The 18,779-nt window shown below is 47.4% G+C and carries 16 protein-coding genes; 9 read left to right on the plus strand and 7 right to left on the minus strand.

All coding sequences use genetic code 11. The features are described from left to right. Positions 1-82 precede the first annotated feature (82 nt). The 5 genes from addB to LRR81_RS11620 all read left to right on the plus strand — a co-directional run bounded on the left by addB (position 83) and on the right by LRR81_RS11620 (position 12,250). Positions 83-3,577 carry a helicase-exonuclease AddAB subunit AddB gene (addB, locus tag LRR81_RS11600; protein WP_231789539.1) on the plus strand — a complete coding sequence of 1,165 codons (3,495 nt, stop codon included), beginning with the start codon at positions 83-85 and terminating at the stop codon, positions 3,575-3,577. Continuing rightward, positions 3,570-7,289: a helicase-exonuclease AddAB subunit AddA gene (gene addA / locus LRR81_RS11605; RefSeq protein WP_231789540.1), complete on the plus strand. Its 3,720-nt coding sequence runs from the start codon at positions 3,570-3,572 to the stop codon at positions 7,287-7,289. The genes addB and addA overlap by 8 nt, the downstream gene beginning before the upstream one ends. Before the next feature lie 73 nt (positions 7,290-7,362). Then, positions 7,363-8,553, plus strand: a complete 1,191-nt coding sequence (locus tag LRR81_RS11610; RefSeq protein WP_231789541.1) for an exonuclease SbcCD subunit D — start codon at positions 7,363-7,365, stop codon at positions 8,551-8,553. Further along, positions 8,550-11,936 (plus strand): AAA family ATPase, encoded by a 3,387-nt coding sequence (locus LRR81_RS11615; RefSeq protein ID WP_231789542.1) that lies wholly within the window; start codon positions 8,550-8,552, stop codon positions 11,934-11,936. The genes LRR81_RS11610 and LRR81_RS11615 overlap by 4 nt, the downstream gene beginning before the upstream one ends. A 14-nt stretch (positions 11,937-11,950) precedes the next feature. Next, positions 11,951-12,250 (plus strand): HNH endonuclease, encoded by a 300-nt coding sequence (locus LRR81_RS11620; RefSeq protein WP_231789543.1) that lies wholly within the window; start codon positions 11,951-11,953, stop codon positions 12,248-12,250. A 48-nt stretch (positions 12,251-12,298) separates the two neighbouring features. On the opposite strand, the gene LRR81_RS11625 is transcribed toward LRR81_RS11620, so the two are convergent. The 6 genes from LRR81_RS11625 to LRR81_RS11650 all read right to left on the minus strand — a co-directional run bounded on the left by LRR81_RS11625 (position 12,299) and on the right by LRR81_RS11650 (position 14,459). Then, entirely contained in the window at positions 12,299-12,520 is a 222-nt protein-coding gene (locus LRR81_RS11625; RefSeq protein WP_231789544.1) for a spore germination protein, read from the minus strand. A 60-nt stretch (positions 12,521-12,580) separates the two neighbouring features. Beyond that, on the minus strand, positions 12,581-12,955 hold the full coding sequence (locus tag LRR81_RS11630; RefSeq protein ID WP_231789545.1) for a spore germination protein GerPE: 375 nt from the start codon (positions 12,953-12,955) through the stop codon (positions 12,581-12,583). Then, the gene (locus tag LRR81_RS11635) at positions 12,955-13,134 is read right to left on the minus strand and encodes a spore gernimation protein GerPD (protein ID WP_231789546.1); all 180 of its coding nucleotides are present in this window, start codon (positions 13,132-13,134) and stop codon (positions 12,955-12,957) included. The genes LRR81_RS11630 and LRR81_RS11635 overlap by 1 nt, the downstream gene beginning before the upstream one ends. Continuing rightward, positions 13,131-13,748, minus strand: coding sequence for a spore germination protein GerPC (gene gerPC / locus LRR81_RS11640; protein WP_231789547.1), 618 nt, complete (start codon positions 13,746-13,748; stop codon positions 13,131-13,133). The genes LRR81_RS11635 and gerPC overlap by 4 nt, the downstream gene beginning before the upstream one ends. A 267-nt stretch (positions 13,749-14,015) precedes the next feature. Next, positions 14,016-14,225, minus strand: coding sequence for a spore germination protein GerPB (locus LRR81_RS11645; protein WP_231789548.1), 210 nt, complete (start codon positions 14,223-14,225; stop codon positions 14,016-14,018). Between the two features lie 12 nt (positions 14,226-14,237). After that, positions 14,238-14,459 carry a spore germination protein gene (locus LRR81_RS11650; RefSeq protein ID WP_231789549.1) on the minus strand — a complete coding sequence of 74 codons (222 nt, stop codon included), beginning with the start codon at positions 14,457-14,459 and terminating at the stop codon, positions 14,238-14,240. Between the two features lie 117 nt (positions 14,460-14,576). On the opposite strand from LRR81_RS11650, the gene LRR81_RS11655 reads away from it, so the two are divergent. Further along, the gene (locus LRR81_RS11655) at positions 14,577-15,728 is read left to right on the plus strand and encodes a DUF418 domain-containing protein (protein WP_231789550.1); all 1,152 of its coding nucleotides are present in this window, start codon (positions 14,577-14,579) and stop codon (positions 15,726-15,728) included. Here LRR81_RS11655 and LRR81_RS11660 read toward each other — a convergent pair. Beyond that, entirely contained in the window at positions 15,713-15,886 is a 174-nt protein-coding gene (locus tag LRR81_RS11660) for an aspartyl-phosphate phosphatase Spo0E family protein (RefSeq protein ID WP_231789551.1), read from the minus strand. The two genes, LRR81_RS11655 and LRR81_RS11660, sit on opposite strands and share 16 nt — an antisense overlap. 146 nt (positions 15,887-16,032) lie before the next feature. Between LRR81_RS11660 and LRR81_RS11665 the strand changes: the two genes are divergently transcribed. Genes LRR81_RS11665 through LRR81_RS11675 form a run of 3 tightly spaced genes read left to right on the plus strand, consistent with a single transcriptional unit; the run spans position 16,033 to position 18,568 of the window. Continuing rightward, a complete protein-coding gene (locus tag LRR81_RS11665) occupies positions 16,033-16,866 on the plus strand; it encodes an SPL family radical SAM protein (protein ID WP_231789552.1) in 834 nt (277 codons plus the stop codon). Further along, on the plus strand, positions 16,863-17,633 hold the full coding sequence (locus LRR81_RS11670; RefSeq protein WP_231789553.1) for a TatD family hydrolase: 771 nt from the start codon (positions 16,863-16,865) through the stop codon (positions 17,631-17,633). Before LRR81_RS11665 ends, LRR81_RS11670 begins: the two co-directional genes overlap by 4 nt. A gap of 32 nt (positions 17,634-17,665) precedes the next feature. After that, a complete protein-coding gene (locus tag LRR81_RS11675; protein ID WP_231789554.1) occupies positions 17,666-18,568 on the plus strand; it encodes a fumarylacetoacetate hydrolase family protein in 903 nt (300 codons plus the stop codon). Positions 18,569-18,779 lie beyond the last annotated feature (211 nt).

Raw genomic sequence — 18,779 nt, forward strand, 5'->3', positions numbered from 1 at the left:
TTGATAAGGATATGTCTTTTTCATAGATTTTTTTAAAAAATGATGAAATTTTGAGTCAGCTACATGAATGGGGGCTTTTCGTGTGGGAGTCAGATTTTTGCTCGGCCGTTCAGGGAGCGGCAAAACCACAGCAATATTAAATGAAATCAGAAAGAGCCTGGAAGAAAAGCAGGACGGCAGACCGATCATCTTTCTTGTGCCTGAGCAGATGACCTTTTCCATGGAATATGAGCTTGCGAAAACGCCCGGCTTGCATGGCATGGTCCGTGCCCAGGTGTTCAGCTTTACAAGGCTTGCCTGGAGGATTCTTCAGGAGACAGGAGGCATCAGCAGGCAGCATCTCAGCTCTACAGGCTTGCAGATGATGCTCCGGAAGATTATTGATGAAGAGCGGGAGCATTTTCAGGTTTATGGCAAAGCCAGTGAAAAATCCGGCTTTATTCAGCATATAGAAGCCATGATGACCGAATTTAAACGTTATTGCATCACCCCGGAGGGCCTTGAAGAGCATTATAAGGAATTGTCGGGCTCTCCTTTTCGCAGCGAGCAGGCATTAGCCGACAAGCTCCACGACCTCGTAAAAGTATATAAAGGAATGGAAGAGGAGCTTTCCGGCAAATACCTTGATTCAGAGGATTATTTGCGTCTTCTTGCAGGCCAGACGGCAGAATCAGCCTATCTTGAGGGTGCTGATGTTTATGTTGATGGCTTTTACAGCTTTACGCCCCAGGAATTTCTTGTGCTGGAAGCACTGATGAAAAAAGCCGGCAGTGTAACCGTCGCCCTTTCAGCTGACAGGGCCTTCAGCAGGCACCTTCCCCATGAGCTGCACTTATTCAGAATGACAGGAATGACGTATCACAAATTGTCAGAGCTGGCAGCGCAAAATGGTTTGGAGATGGAAGAGCCGCTTGTTCTGGAAGATTTGCCGAGATACTATGATTCTCCTTCGCTGGAGCATCTTGAACAGAACTATGAAGCAAGGCCTGTTCGCCAGTATTCAGAAGAAGGAGACATTGTGATCGCTCAGGCAGCCGGCAGGCGCTCTGAGATTGAAGGGACGGCAAGGGAGATTGAAAGACTTGTCAAAGAGGAAAATTTCCGTCTGAGAGACCTGGCCGTGCTTGTCAGAAATTCCGAGCCTTATCATGATTTGATTGCACAGATCTTTCAAGATTATGAAATTCCTTATTTTATAGATCAAAAGAGGCCGATGCTGCATCACCCTCTCATCGAGCTGATCCGCTCAAGCCTTGAAACAGTTACAGAAAACTGGCGCTATGAGGCGGTTTTCCGGGCGATTAAAACAGAGCTGCTTTATCCGGCAGGCAGTAATAAAAAAGCACTTCGGGAACAGATGGACGAGCTTGAAAACTATGTTCTTTCCCGCGGCATCCACGGCAATAAGTGGACGGACGGAAATCAATGGATTTACAGAAGGTTCCGGAACCTTGAAGGAGAAATGCCTGTTACAGATGAAGAGCTTGAAAAGGAACAAATGCTGAACAGTCTCAAAGAGCTTGCGGCAGCACCGCTGAAAACGCTGCAGAACAGGCTCGGGCGCGCGAGAACAGGCAGAGGAAAAGCAGAAGCCCTCTATCTGTTTCTGGAAGAGCTCGAGGTTCCATTGAAACTTGAGCAGCTGGCGCTTGCAGCAGAAGAAAAAGGGAACTTGATGGAGGCGAGGGAGCACAGCCAGGTATGGGGTGCTGTTGTTGGCCTGCTTGATGAGTTTGTGGAAATGATGGACAGCCAGAAGCTCACGAACAGCCTGTTTATTGAAATGATGGATACCGGCTTGGAGTCGCTGAAATTCTCAATCGTTCCGCCGGCGCTTGATCAGGTGCTCGTAGCTGATTTTGAACGGTCCAGATTTTACAACATAAAAGCCATCTTTATTATAGGCGCAAATGACGGGGTTCTCCCGGCACGGCCGTCAGAAGAAGGCATTCTTTCAGAGGAAGACAGAGAAGCGATGGCCAGAAGCGGCATGGACGTGGCTCCGACAGCCCGGGAACAGCTGCTTGATGAGAACTTCCTTATTTACAGGGCATTAACAGGCAGCAGCAAAAAACTGTATCTTTCCTATCCGCTGGCAGATGAAGAAGGAAAGGCGCTTCTTCCGTCCATCGTGATCAAGAGAATCGGAGAAATTTTTCCTGAGCTGAAATATAAGTTTTACAGCAATGAGCCGGAGTCTCTTCCGGAAGAGGAGCAGCTTGCGTTTATTTCAAATCCTCCTGTTGCGCTGACCTATCTTGCCGCACAGCTTCAAACATGGAAAAGAGGCTACCCTGTTGATGCTGTCTGGTGGGATGCGTACAACTATCTGGTTCAGTCAGATTACAGCAGGAAAACAAGAATGGTTCTCGGCAGTCTGTTTTACCAGAATGAATCTAAACCGCTGAAAACAGAGGTCAGCAGAAAGCTGTACGGTGAAAAAATCCAAGGAAGCGTTTCGCGCATGGAAATGTTCAGAAGCTGCGAATTCGCCCACTTTGCCTCACACGGACTGAAGCTGAGAGAGCGGCAGCAATACAAATTTGAAGCACCCGATATGGGTGATTTGTTTCATGCCGCACTGAAAATGATCTCAGAAACCTTGATCGGCCAAAAAGTGCCGTGGCGTTCGCTCACGAAGGATCAATGCGACAGGCTTTCCGGTGATGCTGTCGGCAGGCTTGCGCCAAGGCTGCAGCGAGAGATTCTGCTCAGTTCCAACAGGCATGCCTACATAAAACGAAAGCTTGAAAAGATTATCGCAAGAGCCATTCTGATCCTTGCAGAGCATGCCAAAGCAAGCGAATTTTCCCCAATAGGGCTTGAGCTTGGCTTCGGAAGAGGCGGAGAGCTTCCGGCACTCCGCTTTCAGCTGCCGAACGGCTGCACAATGGAGCTTGCGGGCAGAATTGACAGGGTGGATCAGGCAGAAAGCACAAAAGGGCTGCTGCTCAGGATTATTGATTATAAATCAAGCGATCGAGCATTGAATTTAAGCGAGGTTTACTATGGCATTGCCCTTCAGATGCTCACGTACCTGGATATCGTGATCACCCATTCAGCGGACTGGCTTGGAGTCAAGGCGACACCTGCAGGGGTTCTGTATTTTCATGTGCATGATCCGCTCGTTCAGGCTAATTCCTTCCTCTCATTGGACAAGATCGAAGAGGAAATTTTCAAGAAGTTTAAAATGAAGGGACTTCTGCTTGGGGATGAAGAAGCTGTCCAGATGATGGATCTTACCCTTGACGGAAATGCTTCACAGATTATATCAGCAGGCTTTAAAAAGGGCGGCGGCTTCAGAGCCGGTTCCTCCATCGCAAGCGAAGAGGAATTCTCTCTATTAAGGTCGCACGTCCGAAAAGAATATACAAAAATCGGAACGGAAATTACAGACGGAGCGATTGAGATTAATCCATACCGGCTCAAGGACAAGATGCCCTGCACCTTCTGTTCTTTCAGAAGCGTCTGCCAATTCGACCAGTCGCTTGAAGAAAACAATTTCAGGATCCTGAAGAGCAAAAAAAACGATGAAGTGCTGAAAAGACTGAGAGAGGAGGGAAAAGGTGATGAATGAAGTGATGGCAAAGCCTGAGAACAGCCAGTGGACAGATGATCAGTGGAAGGCGATTGCGGCAAGCGGAACAGATATATTAGTCGCAGCAGCAGCGGGTTCAGGGAAAACGGCGGTCCTGGTGGAACGGATTATCCGCAAGATCGTTTCCAGAGAAGACCCGATTGATGTGGACCGCCTGCTTGTTGTCACCTTTACCAATGCCTCGGCAGCGGAAATGAAAAACAGGATAGGCGAAGCGCTCGAAAAAGAATTGAGGCAAAACCCTGCTTCCCTTCATTTAAGAAGGCAGATCAGCCTCTTGAACCGAGCATCCATTTCAACGCTTCACTCCTTCTGCCTGAATGTGATCCGGAAATATTATTACATGATTGATATTGACCCGGGATTTCGGATTGCGGACACAACCGAAGGCGCGCTTTTAATAGATGAGGTCCTCGATGATTTATTTGAGGAAGAGTACGGAAAAGAAGACAATGAGCCGTTTTTTGACCTTGTGGACAGGTATTCCTCCGACCGGAGCGATGCCGCTCTGCAGAATTTGATCAGAGAGCTATATAACTTTTCCCGATCCCATCCTGAACCTGTAAAGTGGCTTGAAAACATGGCACTGCAATATGAAGAGGCCGGAAACAAGCCGCTTGAAGACCAGCCGTTTTACAAGTTTATGCTTCAGGATATCCGGACGGTGCTTGAAACAGCCTGCGGGCGGCTGGAAGAAGCGCTTGAGCTGACGAAGCTTCCCGGCGGGCCGGCTCCAAGGGCTGCTGATATCGGGGATTACCTTGAAAAAATCAAATCCCTCTATGAAACCAGCGATTCTTTTGAGGAAACCGCCTCAAAAATACAAAACACAGAACCGATGCGCGCTAAAACGTGCAAAGGGGATGAATACGACCCTGCCCTTCTTAAAAAAGCCTCTGCCTTAAGAGACGGGGTTAAAAAGCAGATCGAGCAGCTGAAAAGCGATTGGTTCACCAGAGACATCAAGCGGCATGAAAAAGACATGGAAGAGCTTGCACCTGTTATCCAAACACTCGCCGGTCTTGTGAAAGAGTTTGGAGTCCGGTTTGATCAGAAGAAAAAGGAAAAAGGGCTCGTTGATTTTTCGGATCTTGAACACCTTTGCCTTGACATCCTTCAACAGGACGGCGTCCGGACAGAAGCGGCCCTGTTTTATCAGGAGCAGTTCCATGAAGTGCTCGTTGATGAATACCAGGATACAAATCTTGTGCAGGAAGCCATTATTCAATGTGTTACAAAGGACGGAGAAGAAGAGGGAAACCTTTTCATGGTAGGCGACGTGAAACAGTCAATTTACCGCTTCAGGCTTGCTGAGCCGTTTTTATTTCTGAAGAAATACAAAATGTTTACCCATTCAGCAGAAGGAACAGGACTGCGCATTGATCTCTCGAAAAACTTCCGCAGCCGTTCACAGGTGCTTGACGGGACAAACTATCTTTTCAAGCAGCTGATGGGCGGACAGGTCGGAGAGGTTGAGTATGATGAAGCGGCTGAGCTGAAGCTCGGCGCCGGCTACAGTGAAAGAAGAGGTATGGAAGCAGAGCTGCTGCTTGCGGACAGAGGGGCGGAAGAAGAAGCTCCGGCACAGGAGGAAGCGGCTGGCTTTGAAGCGGAGGAGCTTGATGCCGTTCAGCTTGAAGCAAGGCTTATGGCTTCAAAAATCCGCGAATTAATACATTCAAGATTTCAGGTGGAAGACAAAAAAGCAGGCGGCACAAGGAATGCGGCTTACAGAGATATTGTGATTCTGCTCAGGTCCATGCCATGGGCGCCGGAGATTATGGAAGAATTCAAGCAGCAGGGAATCCCTGTTTACGCAAATCTCTCAAGCGGCTATTTTGAGGCAACAGAAGTCGCGATTATGATGTCGCTCCTGAAAATCATCGATAATCCCTATCAGGATATCCCGCTTGCCTCTGTCTTGCGTTCACCGATTGCAGGGCTTTCAGAAAGTGAAATGGCGATCATCAGAACCTATGCTCCGAAAGGCAGCTACTTTGAGGCGTTCAAAGCATTTTTAGAAGAGTTCCAGGAAGAGGAAGCAATGCTTGCTGAAAAGGCTTCTGTTTTTTACAAGCAGCTTGAAGCTTGGAGAGATGAAGCAAGAAAAAGTGCTGTATCAGATCTGATCTGGCAGATTTACAGAGAAACCCGGTTTTTGGATTATGCAGGCGGCATGCCCGGCGGAAAGCAGCGGCAGGCAAACCTGCGGGCGCTGTATGACAGGGCAAAGCAGTATGAAGCCACTTCCTTCAGGGGGCTCTTCCGGTTCCTGCGCTTTATTGAACGCATGCAGGAGCGCGGCGACGATCTTGGCGCTGCAAGAGCGCTTGGGGAGCAGGAAGACGTAGTGCGGATCATGACGATTCATTCAAGCAAAGGGCTTGAATTTCCCATTGTTTTTGTGGCTGGCACCGCAAGGCAGTTTAATTTTATGGATTTGAATAAAAATTATCAGCTTGATAAGGAGCTTGGCTTCGGCACAAAGCTGATTCATCCGAAGTACCGGATCAGCTATCCGACGCTGCCGTATCTGGCGATAAAAAAGAAAATCAAAACAGAAATGCTGTCAGAAGAGCTGCGGGTGCTTTACGTAGCGCTGACAAGAGCAAAGGAAAAGCTGTACCTTGTCGGAACACTGAAGCAGGCAGAAAAAACGATTGCCGGGTGGCAGTCGCATGAAAATCGGACTGATTGGCTTTTGCCTGATGGCGACAGGCTTCAGGCGAAGAGCTACCTGGACTGGATCGGACCTGCCATGATACGCCACAGGGATGCAGCAGCGCTCCATTCTGAAAGTGCTTTGCCGCAATCTGAGCCAGGGCAGCACCCTTCGCAGTGGAAGGTTTCTGTGATTCCGCATATGGAGATAACGGCTTCAGATATGGAAAAGCGGAACTCAAAGGAAGAATACCTGCAGCATTTGGCCAATGGCGAAAGGGTTCCGGCAGAAAGCAGCCTAAGCAATAAGGTGGCCTATCAGCTCCAATGGACCTACCCTTATGCTGAAGCAGCACTCCGGAGATCAAAGCAGTCTGTGTCAGAATTAAAGAGACAGCAGCAGTATATAGATGAATACAGTGATGATGCACTTCTGAAATCTAAGGAACCAAAAGGGCTCTTTGACAGGCCGAAATTTATGCAGAAAAAAGGCTTGTCAGCGGCTGAAAAAGGAACAGCCATGCATGCGGTTATGCAGCATATCCCGCTTGATGGGCCTGTTACAGCTGAAAAAGCTGCAGAAACGATTGCCGTTATGAAGGAAAGAGAGCTGTTAACAGAAGAACAGGCAGCATCGATCAGCCTTGAAAGTCTGCTGGGCTTTTTCGAAACAGCGCCGGGCAAGCGCCTTTTGCAGGCAGGTAACGCAAGGCGCGAGGTGCCGTTCAGCTACGGCATGAAAGCGGAAGAAATCTATCCGGACATGGCAGACAGCAAAGGCGAGACGGTGCTCCTTCAAGGGGTCGCAGACTGCCTTTTCGAGGATGAAGAAGGATTTGTACTGCTGGATTATAAAACAGACCGCATTATAGGCAAATACAAAGATTTTGAAACGGCAGAACCGGTCTTAAGAAAACGGTACGAGCTTCAAATGAAGCTTTACGGAGAAGCACTGGAAAAAATATACCGCAAGCCGCTATCGCAAAAGATTCTCTATTTCTTTGACGGAGGCCATATGATCCAGCTTTAACTGATGGAAGAAGCCTTATGCTTCTTCCATTCTTCACTTTGATGCATGATGAGAATACAAGGAGGGAATTTTGATGCGCATTTTACATACAGCTGATTGGCATCTCGGCAAAACGCTTGAAGGCAGAAGCAGGCTTCCGGAGCAGGCGGAATTCCTTGATGAGCTGGCAGAGATTGCTGAAAGGGAAAAGATCGATGCCATCTTGATGGCAGGCGACGTATTCGATACAGTCAATCCCCCGGCCGCGGCGGAACAGCTGTTTTATGAAAGTCTTTCGCGTCTCTCTGATAACGGCAGACGCCCTGTAACCGTAATCGCCGGCAACCACGATAACCCTGACAGGCTTTCTGCTGCCGCGCCGCTCGCCTTTCAGCAGGGCATCCAGCTGATCGGCTATCCGGTTTCAGGCCTGATAGAAGTGGCAGTTCCGAGCGCTCAGCAGACGATGATGGTCGCAGCTCTTGCCTATCCTTCTGAAGCAAGGCTTTCAGAAGTTTTGTCAGACGGTCTTGATGAACTGCTGCTGCGGGATGAATATGATGCAAGAATAAGAGGGCTGTTTGAAGCAATGTGCTCCGGATTCCGGACAGATACGGTCAATATGGCGATGAGCCATATCTATGTGGCAGGAGGCAGCTCATCTGATTCAGAGCGGCCGATTGAAGTCGGAGGCGCTTATACCGTTGCGGCAACAAGCCTTCCGGAAGCAGCTCAATATGTCGCACTTGGCCATCTGCACAGACCTCAGGAAATGAAACGGGCCAAAACCATTGCGAGGTATTCCGGCTCACCGCTTGCCTACAGCTTTTCAGAAGCAGGCTACGCAAAGTCCGTCTCGATTATAGAAGCAGATCCAGGAAAGCCGGCAGCTGTTTCTGAAATTCTTCTATCCAGCGGAAAGCCGCTTGTTCAGTGGCGGGCAGAAGGCGGCATTTCACAAGTCTATTCCTGGCTGAATGAAGGAAGAGATCAAAATGCATGGGTGGATCTTGAAATTCATCTCACAGACACCCTCTCCATCGAAGAAATCCAAAACCTGCGCAAAAACCATCCTGGTCTTATTCACATCAGGCCAATTTTCCCGCAGGAACAGCTAAGCAGCGAGCCTGCAGCCAAAAAAGAAGGACTGCCGATCGACCAGCTGTTCACAAGGTTTTATGAGCGGCAGACAAACGGCGCTGTACCTGATCATGAGCTCGTTAAGCTTTTCATGGAGCTTATTCATGATGAAGAAGCAAAGCCTGAGGAGGATGTTCTTTTATGAAACCCATCAGTCTCTCAATAGCAGGCCTGCACAGCTTCAGAGAAAAGCAGACGATAGATTTTGAATCGCTTTGCGGCGGCGGTGTTTTTGGCATTTTCGGTCCGACAGGCAGCGGGAAATCCTCCATACTGGATGCTATGACACTCGCACTATATGGAAAAGTCGAAAGGGCTGCCAACAATACGCACGGCATTCTCAACCATGCAGAAGACAAGCTGTCTGTTTCCTACACATTTGAATTGCAGAGCGGGAAGAAGAAAAAGAGGTACACGGTTGAACGGATGTACAAGCGGGCAGATGACCAGCGTGTCAAAACATCCATTACAAGGCTTTTGGATGCAACAGATGAACCCGTCGTGCTAGCAGATAAGGCAAATGAAGTGAATGAAAAAATCTATCAGCTCCTCGGATTAACGATTGATGATTTCACAAGAGCTGTTGTCCTGCCGCAAGGGAAATTCGCCGAATTTTTATCCTTGAAGGGCGCTGACAGAAGACAGATGCTGCAGCGGCTGTTTCATCTTGAACAGTACGGCGACCAGATGCTGAAAAAATTAAAGGGCAGAATGGCTGATGCGAGGGGCAGCTTTGAAGTATTGCTTGCTGAGCAGTCAGGCTTGGGCGATGCTTCCAAAGAAGCGGTGGAACAGGCTGAAAAAGAGCTGAAAGAAGCAAGTATCCTCTATAGTAAGCGATCTGATGAGTACGAGCAGTTTAAAAAGGATTTTGAAGCAAAACAGCAGCTATGGAATCTCCAGGAAGAAGAGGCACTTTACCATACACAGCTGAAGGAGCTGGAGCTGAAACAAGAAAGCATCGGGCAGCAGGCTAAAAAGCTTTCCATTGCCACAGAAGCAGAAGGTCTGCAGCCTTATGCAAAAGCGCTTTTGAAAACAGCTGAAGAGCATGAGAAGCAGAAGGAACACCTTGAGGCTGCTGAAAAGCGCCACAACCAGAGCCATGAAGAATATGTTCACACTGAAAAAGAATATGCAGCGAAAAGAGCGGAAAAGGAAAAAGAGGAGCCTTTGCTGCTTGCCAAAAAGGAAAAACTCAGTTATCTGGCAGGCATTGAAAAAGAAGTGCAGCACCATAAAAAGGATCAAGCCGAGCTTGAGCAGAAGCTGTCTGAAGCAGAAAATGCGGTATCAGCGAAGGCGAAGTCCCTTCAGGAGGTTGACAGCGTCCTGCATAAAGCAGCGGCAAGACAGCTGGAGCTGAAAGAAAAGCTTCAGAGCAGCACGGTCTCAAGCAAGCACCGGTCAAGCTTGTATAAAGCCTCTGAATGGAAAAGAGAATATAACAGGCTTGAAGAACAGGAAAAAGAAACGGCTTCAGCAGCAGCCAAGAAAAAGGCTGCGCTCGCAGAAATAGAAGAAAAGCTTGCAAGCGCCAAAAAGGCGGAAGAGTCAAACCAGATCAGACTCGCAGAGCACTTTTCAGGGCTGCAGGATTTGTATCATGGTGCTGCAGCAAGAAAAAGAGAGGCAGAGCACTTTCTGAACACAGCAGCAAAGCTGATCACAGGAGAAAAGGAGAAGCTTGAACAGCTCCGCACAAGCGGCCTTGCCGTTCAGCTGGCAGAGCAGCTGAAGGACGGAGAATCCTGTCCGGTATGCGGCTCCGTTCATCACCCGTCACCGGCTGACTACAAAGAGGAGCAGCATTCAGGAGAAGAATTGGCTGTGCTTGAACAGCTGCTGGAAACAAGCAGAGAAGAAATGCATGCAGCAGACAGACTGCTCGTCCAGCTGGAGTCCCTTTCAAGCCGCCTTGTCGGAAGCTATCCTTTTTTAGCAGAAACAAACAGAGCGCATTCTGTGAAAGAACCTGAACCTATCGATGGAGAAGATTTGAAGGAAGCAGTCCGGCTGCTCCGGATCGAAGAGAAAAGCCTTGCCCAGGACTATCTCTCCCTGCAGGATACGATCAATTCCCAAGTATCTGCTTTTGAAGCTGTGAAGCACATGCCTGCCCAGCTTCAGGAAAAACAAGCGTTTCTGAAAGAAGAAATTGCTGAATGGGATGAAAAGGCGAAGGCAGCTCTTTTACAAAAGCAGGAGATTGAAAAAGGCTGGAAAGAAAATATTCCGGACATCGTTCTCAAGCATGTGGAAGATTTGCTGAAGGAGATGGAGGAAAAAGATCTGGCTGCAGAGGATGCCAGAAACAGACTTGATACAAGCGTCGGATTTATTGAGCAAAAGGAAGCGGAACGGAAAAGGCTGCACGAGGAAGAGGCAGCGGCAGCGAAAACGCAGATCGCACTGAATGAACAGCTGAAGGCAAAGAAAGAGCAGATTCAGGGTAAAAACAGGCTGCTTCAGGAAGTAGATGGTAGCAGCTCCATCACAAAGCAGCTGGAAGACACCCTTGCAGCGCTTGAAAAGCTTTCGGCAGCTGAAAAGCAATGGTATCAAAAGTGGCAGGAAAAAAGTGAACTGCACCGCAGAGCGGAAAGCGAAAAAGCTTCTGCTGAAAAAAGATATGCAGACCTTGAGGAAAGGCTTCAGGAGGCGGGATCTGCCTGGAAAGAGAAGACAGCTGACACCTTTATTAAAGAGCCGGAAGAAGCAGCGCGCTACTTGATGTCTTCTGATGAGAAGCAGAGGATTCAAGCAGAAATCGAAGCATTTACGGATAAAGGCAAACAGGTGAAGGCAGACTTAAAACGTATTGCGGACAAACGCGCAGGACAGACTCTTACAGAAGAAGCGTGGAAAGAAGCGAATGCTGTCAAATCCGAAATGGAACTGCTTTTGAATGAAGCAGCTGAAGCGAGAGGAGCAGCTGCGAGAAGCTGCCAGATGCTCTCTGGAAAGCATGAACGGTACAACGAGATTCAAAAAGAGCTGGAAGAAAAAGGCGAACTGCTGTCTAGGCTTGAAAAGCTGCAGGCTGTTTTTAAAGGAAACAGCTTTGTGGAATATATAGCAGAAGAGCAGCTGGAGCAGGTGAGCAGAGATGCTTCAGCGCGCCTCGGTCTTTTAACAAGGCAGCGCTATGCGATTGAAGTCGATTCCCAAGGAGGCTTCATCATGCGGGATGATGCGAACGGCGGTGTCAGAAGACCTGTATCAAGCCTTTCTGGCGGGGAAACGTTCATGACTTCCTTGGCGCTTGCCCTGTCGCTTTCCTCACAGATTCAGCTCAGAGGAGAATACCCGCTCCAATTTTTCTTCCTTGATGAAGGCTTTGGCACACTGGATTCAGAACTCCTTGACACAGTTGTCACAGCGCTTGAAAAACTGCAGTCAGCCAATTTGTCAGTCGGAGTCATCAGCCACGTGCAGGAATTAAGAGCAAGGCTGCCGAAGAAGCTGTCGGTTACCCCTGCAGAGCCTGCAGGAAAAGGGACCTCTGTCCAGCTTGAAATACTATAAGGAGAAGGGCATCTATGGGCAAAACATTGATCGGAACATGCGAGCTTTGCGGCAGAAAAGAGGCAGAACTGACGATTCACCATCTGACACCAAAGGAGATGGGCGGCACGTTTCTGCCGACTGCCGGCCTTTGCATCCCCTGCCATAAGCAAATTCATGCCTATTATACGAATGATGAGCTTGCTGCAAGGCTGAATACGATTGAAGATCTCAGACGCGATCCGAAGATTGCCAAATACATCAAATGGATCAGAAAGCAGCCTGCTTCAAAGCTTGTGAGAACGAAAAAATCAAAGGAAAGAAAACGCCGCTGAAAAAAGCGCAGCACAGCAAAAAGGCCCGAAGCTTCGGGCCTTTTCCTATTATCCGTTTCCAGCAATATCCTGATCGGATACATCCGGATCGATCATATTTGTCGCGCTGATTCCATTATTCAGCACCCAAAAATCTCCAACATTTCCTGCACCTGAGCCAGACGCTGTTTTACTGGATGTCTTTGGAGAAATATAAAATGTATCACCGAAGTTTACCACGCCGCCCGTTGATACAGTATTAATCTTAATAGGTCCCACAATTGCAGGCATGGCAGGCAACATCCTTTGCTTCTTCTGACGTATCTTTTTTACTATATTCAAATGCCCTCTTTATGGTTCATCCACTTGAAGAAGCTGGCGCGTATGCTTGATTCTTGCTTCAGCGTCAATAAAATTAGTGGAGCCGATATGAAAAATGGATGCTGTAGAAACACCAAGAATTTTCACGTACTGAGCATTAATCGCTGCATTTTCATTAATGATGCAGGTCCTGACAAATTCGCTTCTCACAGGAACAGGAAGCGGGAGAGAGAAGATTTCGAACTGATTCAAATCCCCTTCGCCGTCAAAAAAAATTTCTGCTTCCCTTTGTACGGCAAAGACTCTTGTGCGCGGGGTTATTTTAGAAGAATCGCCGATATTGAAAACAGATGCAATTCCAACGACATTCACATAGGCTGTTTTCACAACAGAAAGCCGTCTCATTACCTTTGAACAGCAATCGGAACAAATGGCCCGATAATCAATGCTTCAGGAGGTGTGTCAAAAACGGAGGACAAGGCAATGTTTTCTGTATCGCCGATAAGAAAAACAGAGGATGAGGCAACAGCGGTTACTTTTATAAAGGACACATTCAAACCGCAGTTTACAACGGTGAAATTCATGATGTTCCTCCTTTAAAATCAGCCGGCAGGTATTTGATAAACATATCAATGGACTGATTGATTTCGCTTTTGATCTTTTCCACAATCGGATCAAGCTCTGTATCGGCAGCAGACGGATCCTTTAAATTAACATCTTTGAGATAATGTGTGATCCGGCTGTCGAGCTGCTTTGTAATATCTTCAATAATCATATTCCGGTGCCCTTCATCAAGCTTTTTGCCGTAGCGCTTTTCAAGCTCTTCCACAGTATGGATGGAGTCCTCGCTCAGATAGGCAAGGAGCTGATCCCTTGCCTGATCAAAAATATCATTCGAATGCTCCCGCTGAAGAACACCGACATGCTGTCCCTTTTGAATTACTTCAAAATTTTCAATAGGCTCAGGATCAGAAGGATTCAGCCCGATGTTCAATGTCCCTTCAAGTGTCTGCACCTTCAGCTGGTCAAAGTTATAGGAAATCTGATCAATACTGGTTGTTGGCCGGCCCTTTATTTCCTGCATGTCACGGTTCAGCTGCTGCAGCATCATTTCAAGTCCCTGAATTTGACGTTCCTGCCGCTCCAGCATAGCCATAAGATGCTGAAAATAAGTAGCCCAGTCATAGCTATAGTACATGCCGCAGCACCTCTCTTATCAAGCACAAACTGATGAATACTTCATTATATGCTTGGCAAAAGACGGATAAGCCTATCAATTTTGCTTGGATTTCCTCTAGAGCTTGTCAGGGCTGAACGAGCGGTCTCCGCTTTTCTGATTGTCCAGCTGCGACCGCTAGCCCCTCGAGGTCATAAGCCGCTCATCCAGGGAAAGGAAAGGTCGCCTTTCCCCGGCTGATCGTCTTATGCTTGTCGGGGCTGAACGAGCGGTCTCCGCTTTTCTTTATCAACGGCCAAATGCCGCAAGAGGAACCGCAGGCTGGGACATGCTTCGTCTTCTGGCAGGAGGAGCCGGTTCAAAGAATCCACCGGTGTTGTAAAGGTTTGATAAGGGTCTGATATAGCCGGCACTGCCGATTTGAAATACAGAAGAGTTGTTAATTCCGCCGATTTTTATATAGTTAATGTGAATGGTTTGGGTGATATAGAAATTCAATAAACATCACTCCTATAGATTTCCGGCTATTGGCTGATCAATGGCATTGTTGTCATACGTATTTGTTACACTGTTCTGGTTATAGATGGTGAGATCATCGCCGGTTACGAAAGAACCGGCACCGGAAAAAGTCTTCACATCACTGACAGGGGAAATATTTAAAACATCGCCGATATGCAGTATGCTTGATGTACCGATGCTGTTCACCTTGAAAATTCCAACAATAGCAGGCATATAAAAACATCCTTTTCTTTTTGCCGTAATAAGGGGAAATGACGCCTATAATCAATAAATGAAGTTCAGCATGGAATTATGATTGCTTTAAAACGGTGAGAGAGGAATGGGAAGGGTTTGATCAGTCAAAAAGAGGAGAACCGGCTGCTTTCGCTCGATGTTTTAAGAGGAGCAGCACTGTTCGGTATTCTGCTTGTCAATATTTATGGGTTTGCAGGGCCGATGCTGTACAAGCCAGCTCTTTCATCAGGCCTTGAGGGCAGCAGCAAAGTTTATGCCATCCTGACGGCTATTTTTGCGCAAGGCAGTTTTTATCCAATGTTTGCCCTGCTTTTTGGGGCAGGGACGCATTATTTTTATAAAAAGCACGGCAGGGCATTTAGAAAGTATTACAGCAGAAGGCTTGCCGGGCTGCTGCTGTTCGGTTTGTTTCATGTGCTTTTCCTTTGGTATGGTGATATCCTGCTGACTTATGCAGCTGCAGGGGTGTTTCTCCTGTTCTTTGCAGGCCGTTCCAAAGCCGTGCTTTTAGGATCGGGTATCATTTTATTTTCTGTCCCAAACGTTCTGATGCTTTTACTGTACAGCCTGGCCGGGGCTTTTAATTCTGAAAGTTTGGCGCTGCAAACCGATAATGCCGGGATCCGGAATTCGCTCGATGCTTATTCTCATGGCTCCCTGATGGATATAGCCGGCCAAAGACTGCAGGACTGGTTTTATGGAAACCATCCGGGTATAGCCGTGTTTCTGATTCTGGCTGTGCTGCCTTTCTTTTTGCTTGGAATGTATGCTGCGTGCAAGGGGTGGTTTGAAAATCATCTGGAAAAGCGGGTGATCAGGGAACTTCGTTTGATCATGCTGTTTTCTGGTTCAGCCGGGATGCTGCTGAAAACAGCTCCTTATTATCTGGGGGAAAATGCGCTGACGGTTCATCTGCAGCTGTTTGTCGGTGGGCCGCTGCTTGCTTTGTTTTATACAGGGCTTATCCTGTTCAGTCTTCAGAAAAAAGAGCTGCCGGCAGTCCTCGTTTCAGCAGCTTTTTTAGGAAAAGCTTCCCTTACCTGCTATCTCATGCAGTCTTTTTTGCTGGGAATGCTGTTTTATCCTTATGGGCTTGGACTTTACGGAAAGCAGGATCCGCTTTTTCTATTCGGCGCTGCCTTCCTTATCTATATCTGCCAAGCAGGAATGATGAGGCTTTGGCTCAAAAAACACCGGTACGGGCCTATCGAAAAACTGTGGAGGCTCTGGACTTACCGAGCCTTTTGATTTTGGGGCGGCGCACTGTATTTTGACTGCAGCTTAATTTCTTTCAGCAAAAGCTCATCCAGCTCCTGGCTGCATGCGATGGTCGCTTTGGCGTTTAGGCCGTACAGCCGGGCTGTATCAATCAAATCTTTTCTTTTTGCTTCAATTTCATTAACCATTTACTCTCCAACTTTCAATAAAAATGCATATCAATAAGGATGGAACTGGAAATGAACAAACCTATTATACAACGAAAAATGAACTTGTCTTCATTTTCGCTAAAATTACCAATAAACTTACATCTTTCAACAGAAAGGAGGATACTATGCTAGTTTCACATAAAACACCGAGGGCTTTTTTAAACAAAACTGGCGGGTTTCTCGAAGGCTATGAATATACGCTGAACCCTTATACAGGCTGTGCCTTTGGCTGCAAATACTGTTATGTCAGAAAGCTCCCTGTGTCTCTTTTCAGAAAAGAGGAATGGGGTACATGGGTAGATGTGAAAGAAGCTTTAAATGGCCCGTTTTTAAGAGAGTTAGAGAGGGCCAGAAAGAAGGGCCCGGTCAGAATTTTTATGTCCTCCAGCACAGATCCGTATCAGGGGATCGAAAGCAAAGAGCTTGTCACAAGAAAGCTTCTCGAAACCATGGCTGAGTTCCAGCCGGACTTTCTTTTTGTCCAGACAAGAAGTCCGCTTGCAGCAAGAGACATAGATTTGTTTAAAGTATTCGGCAGCAGGATATTGGTTAGTATGACCATTGAGACAGACAGAGAGGACATGCGAAAACTGTTTTCGCCTGGTGCTCCACCGCTAAAGGCACGAATGAATGCACTGAAGGAGATAAAGGAAAATGGCATACCTGCTCAGGCAGCGGTTGCACCTGTTCTCCCTTTTGCCGATGGTTTTCCTGACCGCTTGAAGCAGATAACAGACAGGGTGTGCATCGATGATCTTTTTTTAGGGGACGGAGCGAACGGCAGACGCTCAGAAAGCCTTGGAATGAAAGAGCTGTTCCAAAAGGCAGAGGCGGAAGAGTGGTATAGCCGGAACCAGCTGGCACAGGTTATAACAGCCTTTGAAAAGGTATTTTCTACTGAGAATGTAAAAGTAAACAAAGAAGGGTTTATTCCTTTTCATAAGGACATTCAGCCATGATTGATGCTCATATTCATTTAGATCAATACAATGGACCGATGGATCAAATGATTGAAAGATGGAGGGAAGCAGGAGTTACCGGAGTCCTTGCCGTCAGTTCGGACCTGGCATCAAGCTACCAGACGCTCGAGCTTCAATCCGTCTATCCAGACTTTGTGCATGCCGCACTCGGCCACCATCCGGAAAAGCTGCTGCCGTCCAGGCAGGATTTCCATGAATTGCTGAATCTTATAGAAGCAGAAAAAAACAGAATCAAGGCAATAGGGGAAATCGGCCTGCCATATTATGAGAAAACCTCTCTTTTAGGAAAGGAAAAAGAAGAAGCTTATATTGAACACTTGGAGATTTTTCTTCAAAAAGCAAAAGAGACAGGTCTTCCCGCTGTGCTGCACGCCGTTCACAGTGAAGCAGAAAAAGCTCTTTCCCTTGCAATAAAGCATTCTCTTGAAAAAGTGCATTTCCACTGGCTGAAGGCGCCTGTCCCTATTGTGCAAAGCATCATCAGCAGCGGATATATGATTTCGGTGACTCCTGAAGTGTGCTATAGAGAGCGGGATCAGCAGCTGGCGAGGATTGTGCCTCAAAAGCAGCTGATGATTGAAACAGACGGGCCTTGGCCTTATAGCGGCCCATTTGAGGACAGGGAGACTGCCCCTGAGTTTTTAGAGGAGATTTGCGAATGTTTGTCGAATATGTTAGCTATCCCGCTTGAAAAAATGAAAGAGCAGACTGCTTCCGCCACGGCAGATTTTTTCAGGCTCAGATAAAAATTAACTATGCAGTCATGGGGGAATGGATAATGATTTTCGCAACCGCCCAGCTAAACGGGAAAACATTTATAGGAATCGTCACAGAAGACGGGCATATTATGGACCTGCAGAAGGCAGAAAAAAAGCTTTTTGAAATGGAGACCATTCCAGCTGATATGACAGCCTGCATTGAACAGGGAGAAAAGCTGAAAAACCATGTTTTGCAGCTGCAGAGCTGGCTGAACAAATCAGAAGAAACAGAGTCATTTATATATCCGCTAAAAGACGTGCAGCTGCTTGCACCAATCCCAAGACCGAACAAAAACATTTACTGCGTCGGCAAAAATTACAGAGACCACGCGATCGAAATGGGAAGCGAAGCAGACATTCCGGAGTACGTCATGCTTTTCTCAAAAGCACCGACATCTGTCATCGGCCCAGGTGAAAAAATTGATCCGCATCTTCATATAACAAATGAACTCGACTACGAAGGCGAGCTTGCGGTAATCATAGGCAAAAAAGGAAAGGGGATTCCAGAAGAGGAAGCGATGGACTATGTGTTTGGCTACACTGTGCTGAACGATGTGACTGCAAGAAATCTGCAGTCCAGGCACAAGCAGTTTCTGCTTGGAAAAAGCCTTGATACATCCTGTCCAATGGGTCCTTACATCGTCCATAAGTCAGCTGTAGAAGACCCATATTCGCTGAAGGTTGAAACAAGAGTGAACGGAGAACTGCGCCAGTCCGGTGAAACGAAGGATATGATCTTTTCGATTGAGAAGGTCATTTCAGTCATTTCACAGGGAACCACATTGGAGCCTGGCGATGTGATTGCAACCGGCACGCCATCAGGAGTCGGAAAAGGATTTAACCCGCCGAAATTCCTGCAGTCCGGCGATGAAATTGAAATTGTGATTGAAGGTGTGGGAACGCTGAAGAATCAGGTGAAATGAGTGAGAGCCCGGTATGGAGGATGGATTCCTTTGGACCGGGTTTTTTTGTGGGGGAGGGGGTTATGCGTGAAAAAGTGAACTAGCGTATATACGTTAAGCTGCGCATAAAATTGTAAACCCGCGGATAAACCGATGTACCAGCGCATAAACAGCTCCCAGCAACCAAATCATGTTCAATTCAATTAAAAAATGCCGGGATTCAGCCCCGGCA

Origin of the sequence: Metabacillus kandeliae (genome assembly GCF_021166585.1) — a bacterium.
Lineage (GTDB): Bacteria > Bacillota > Bacilli > Bacillales > Bacillaceae > Metabacillus_B > Metabacillus_B kandeliae.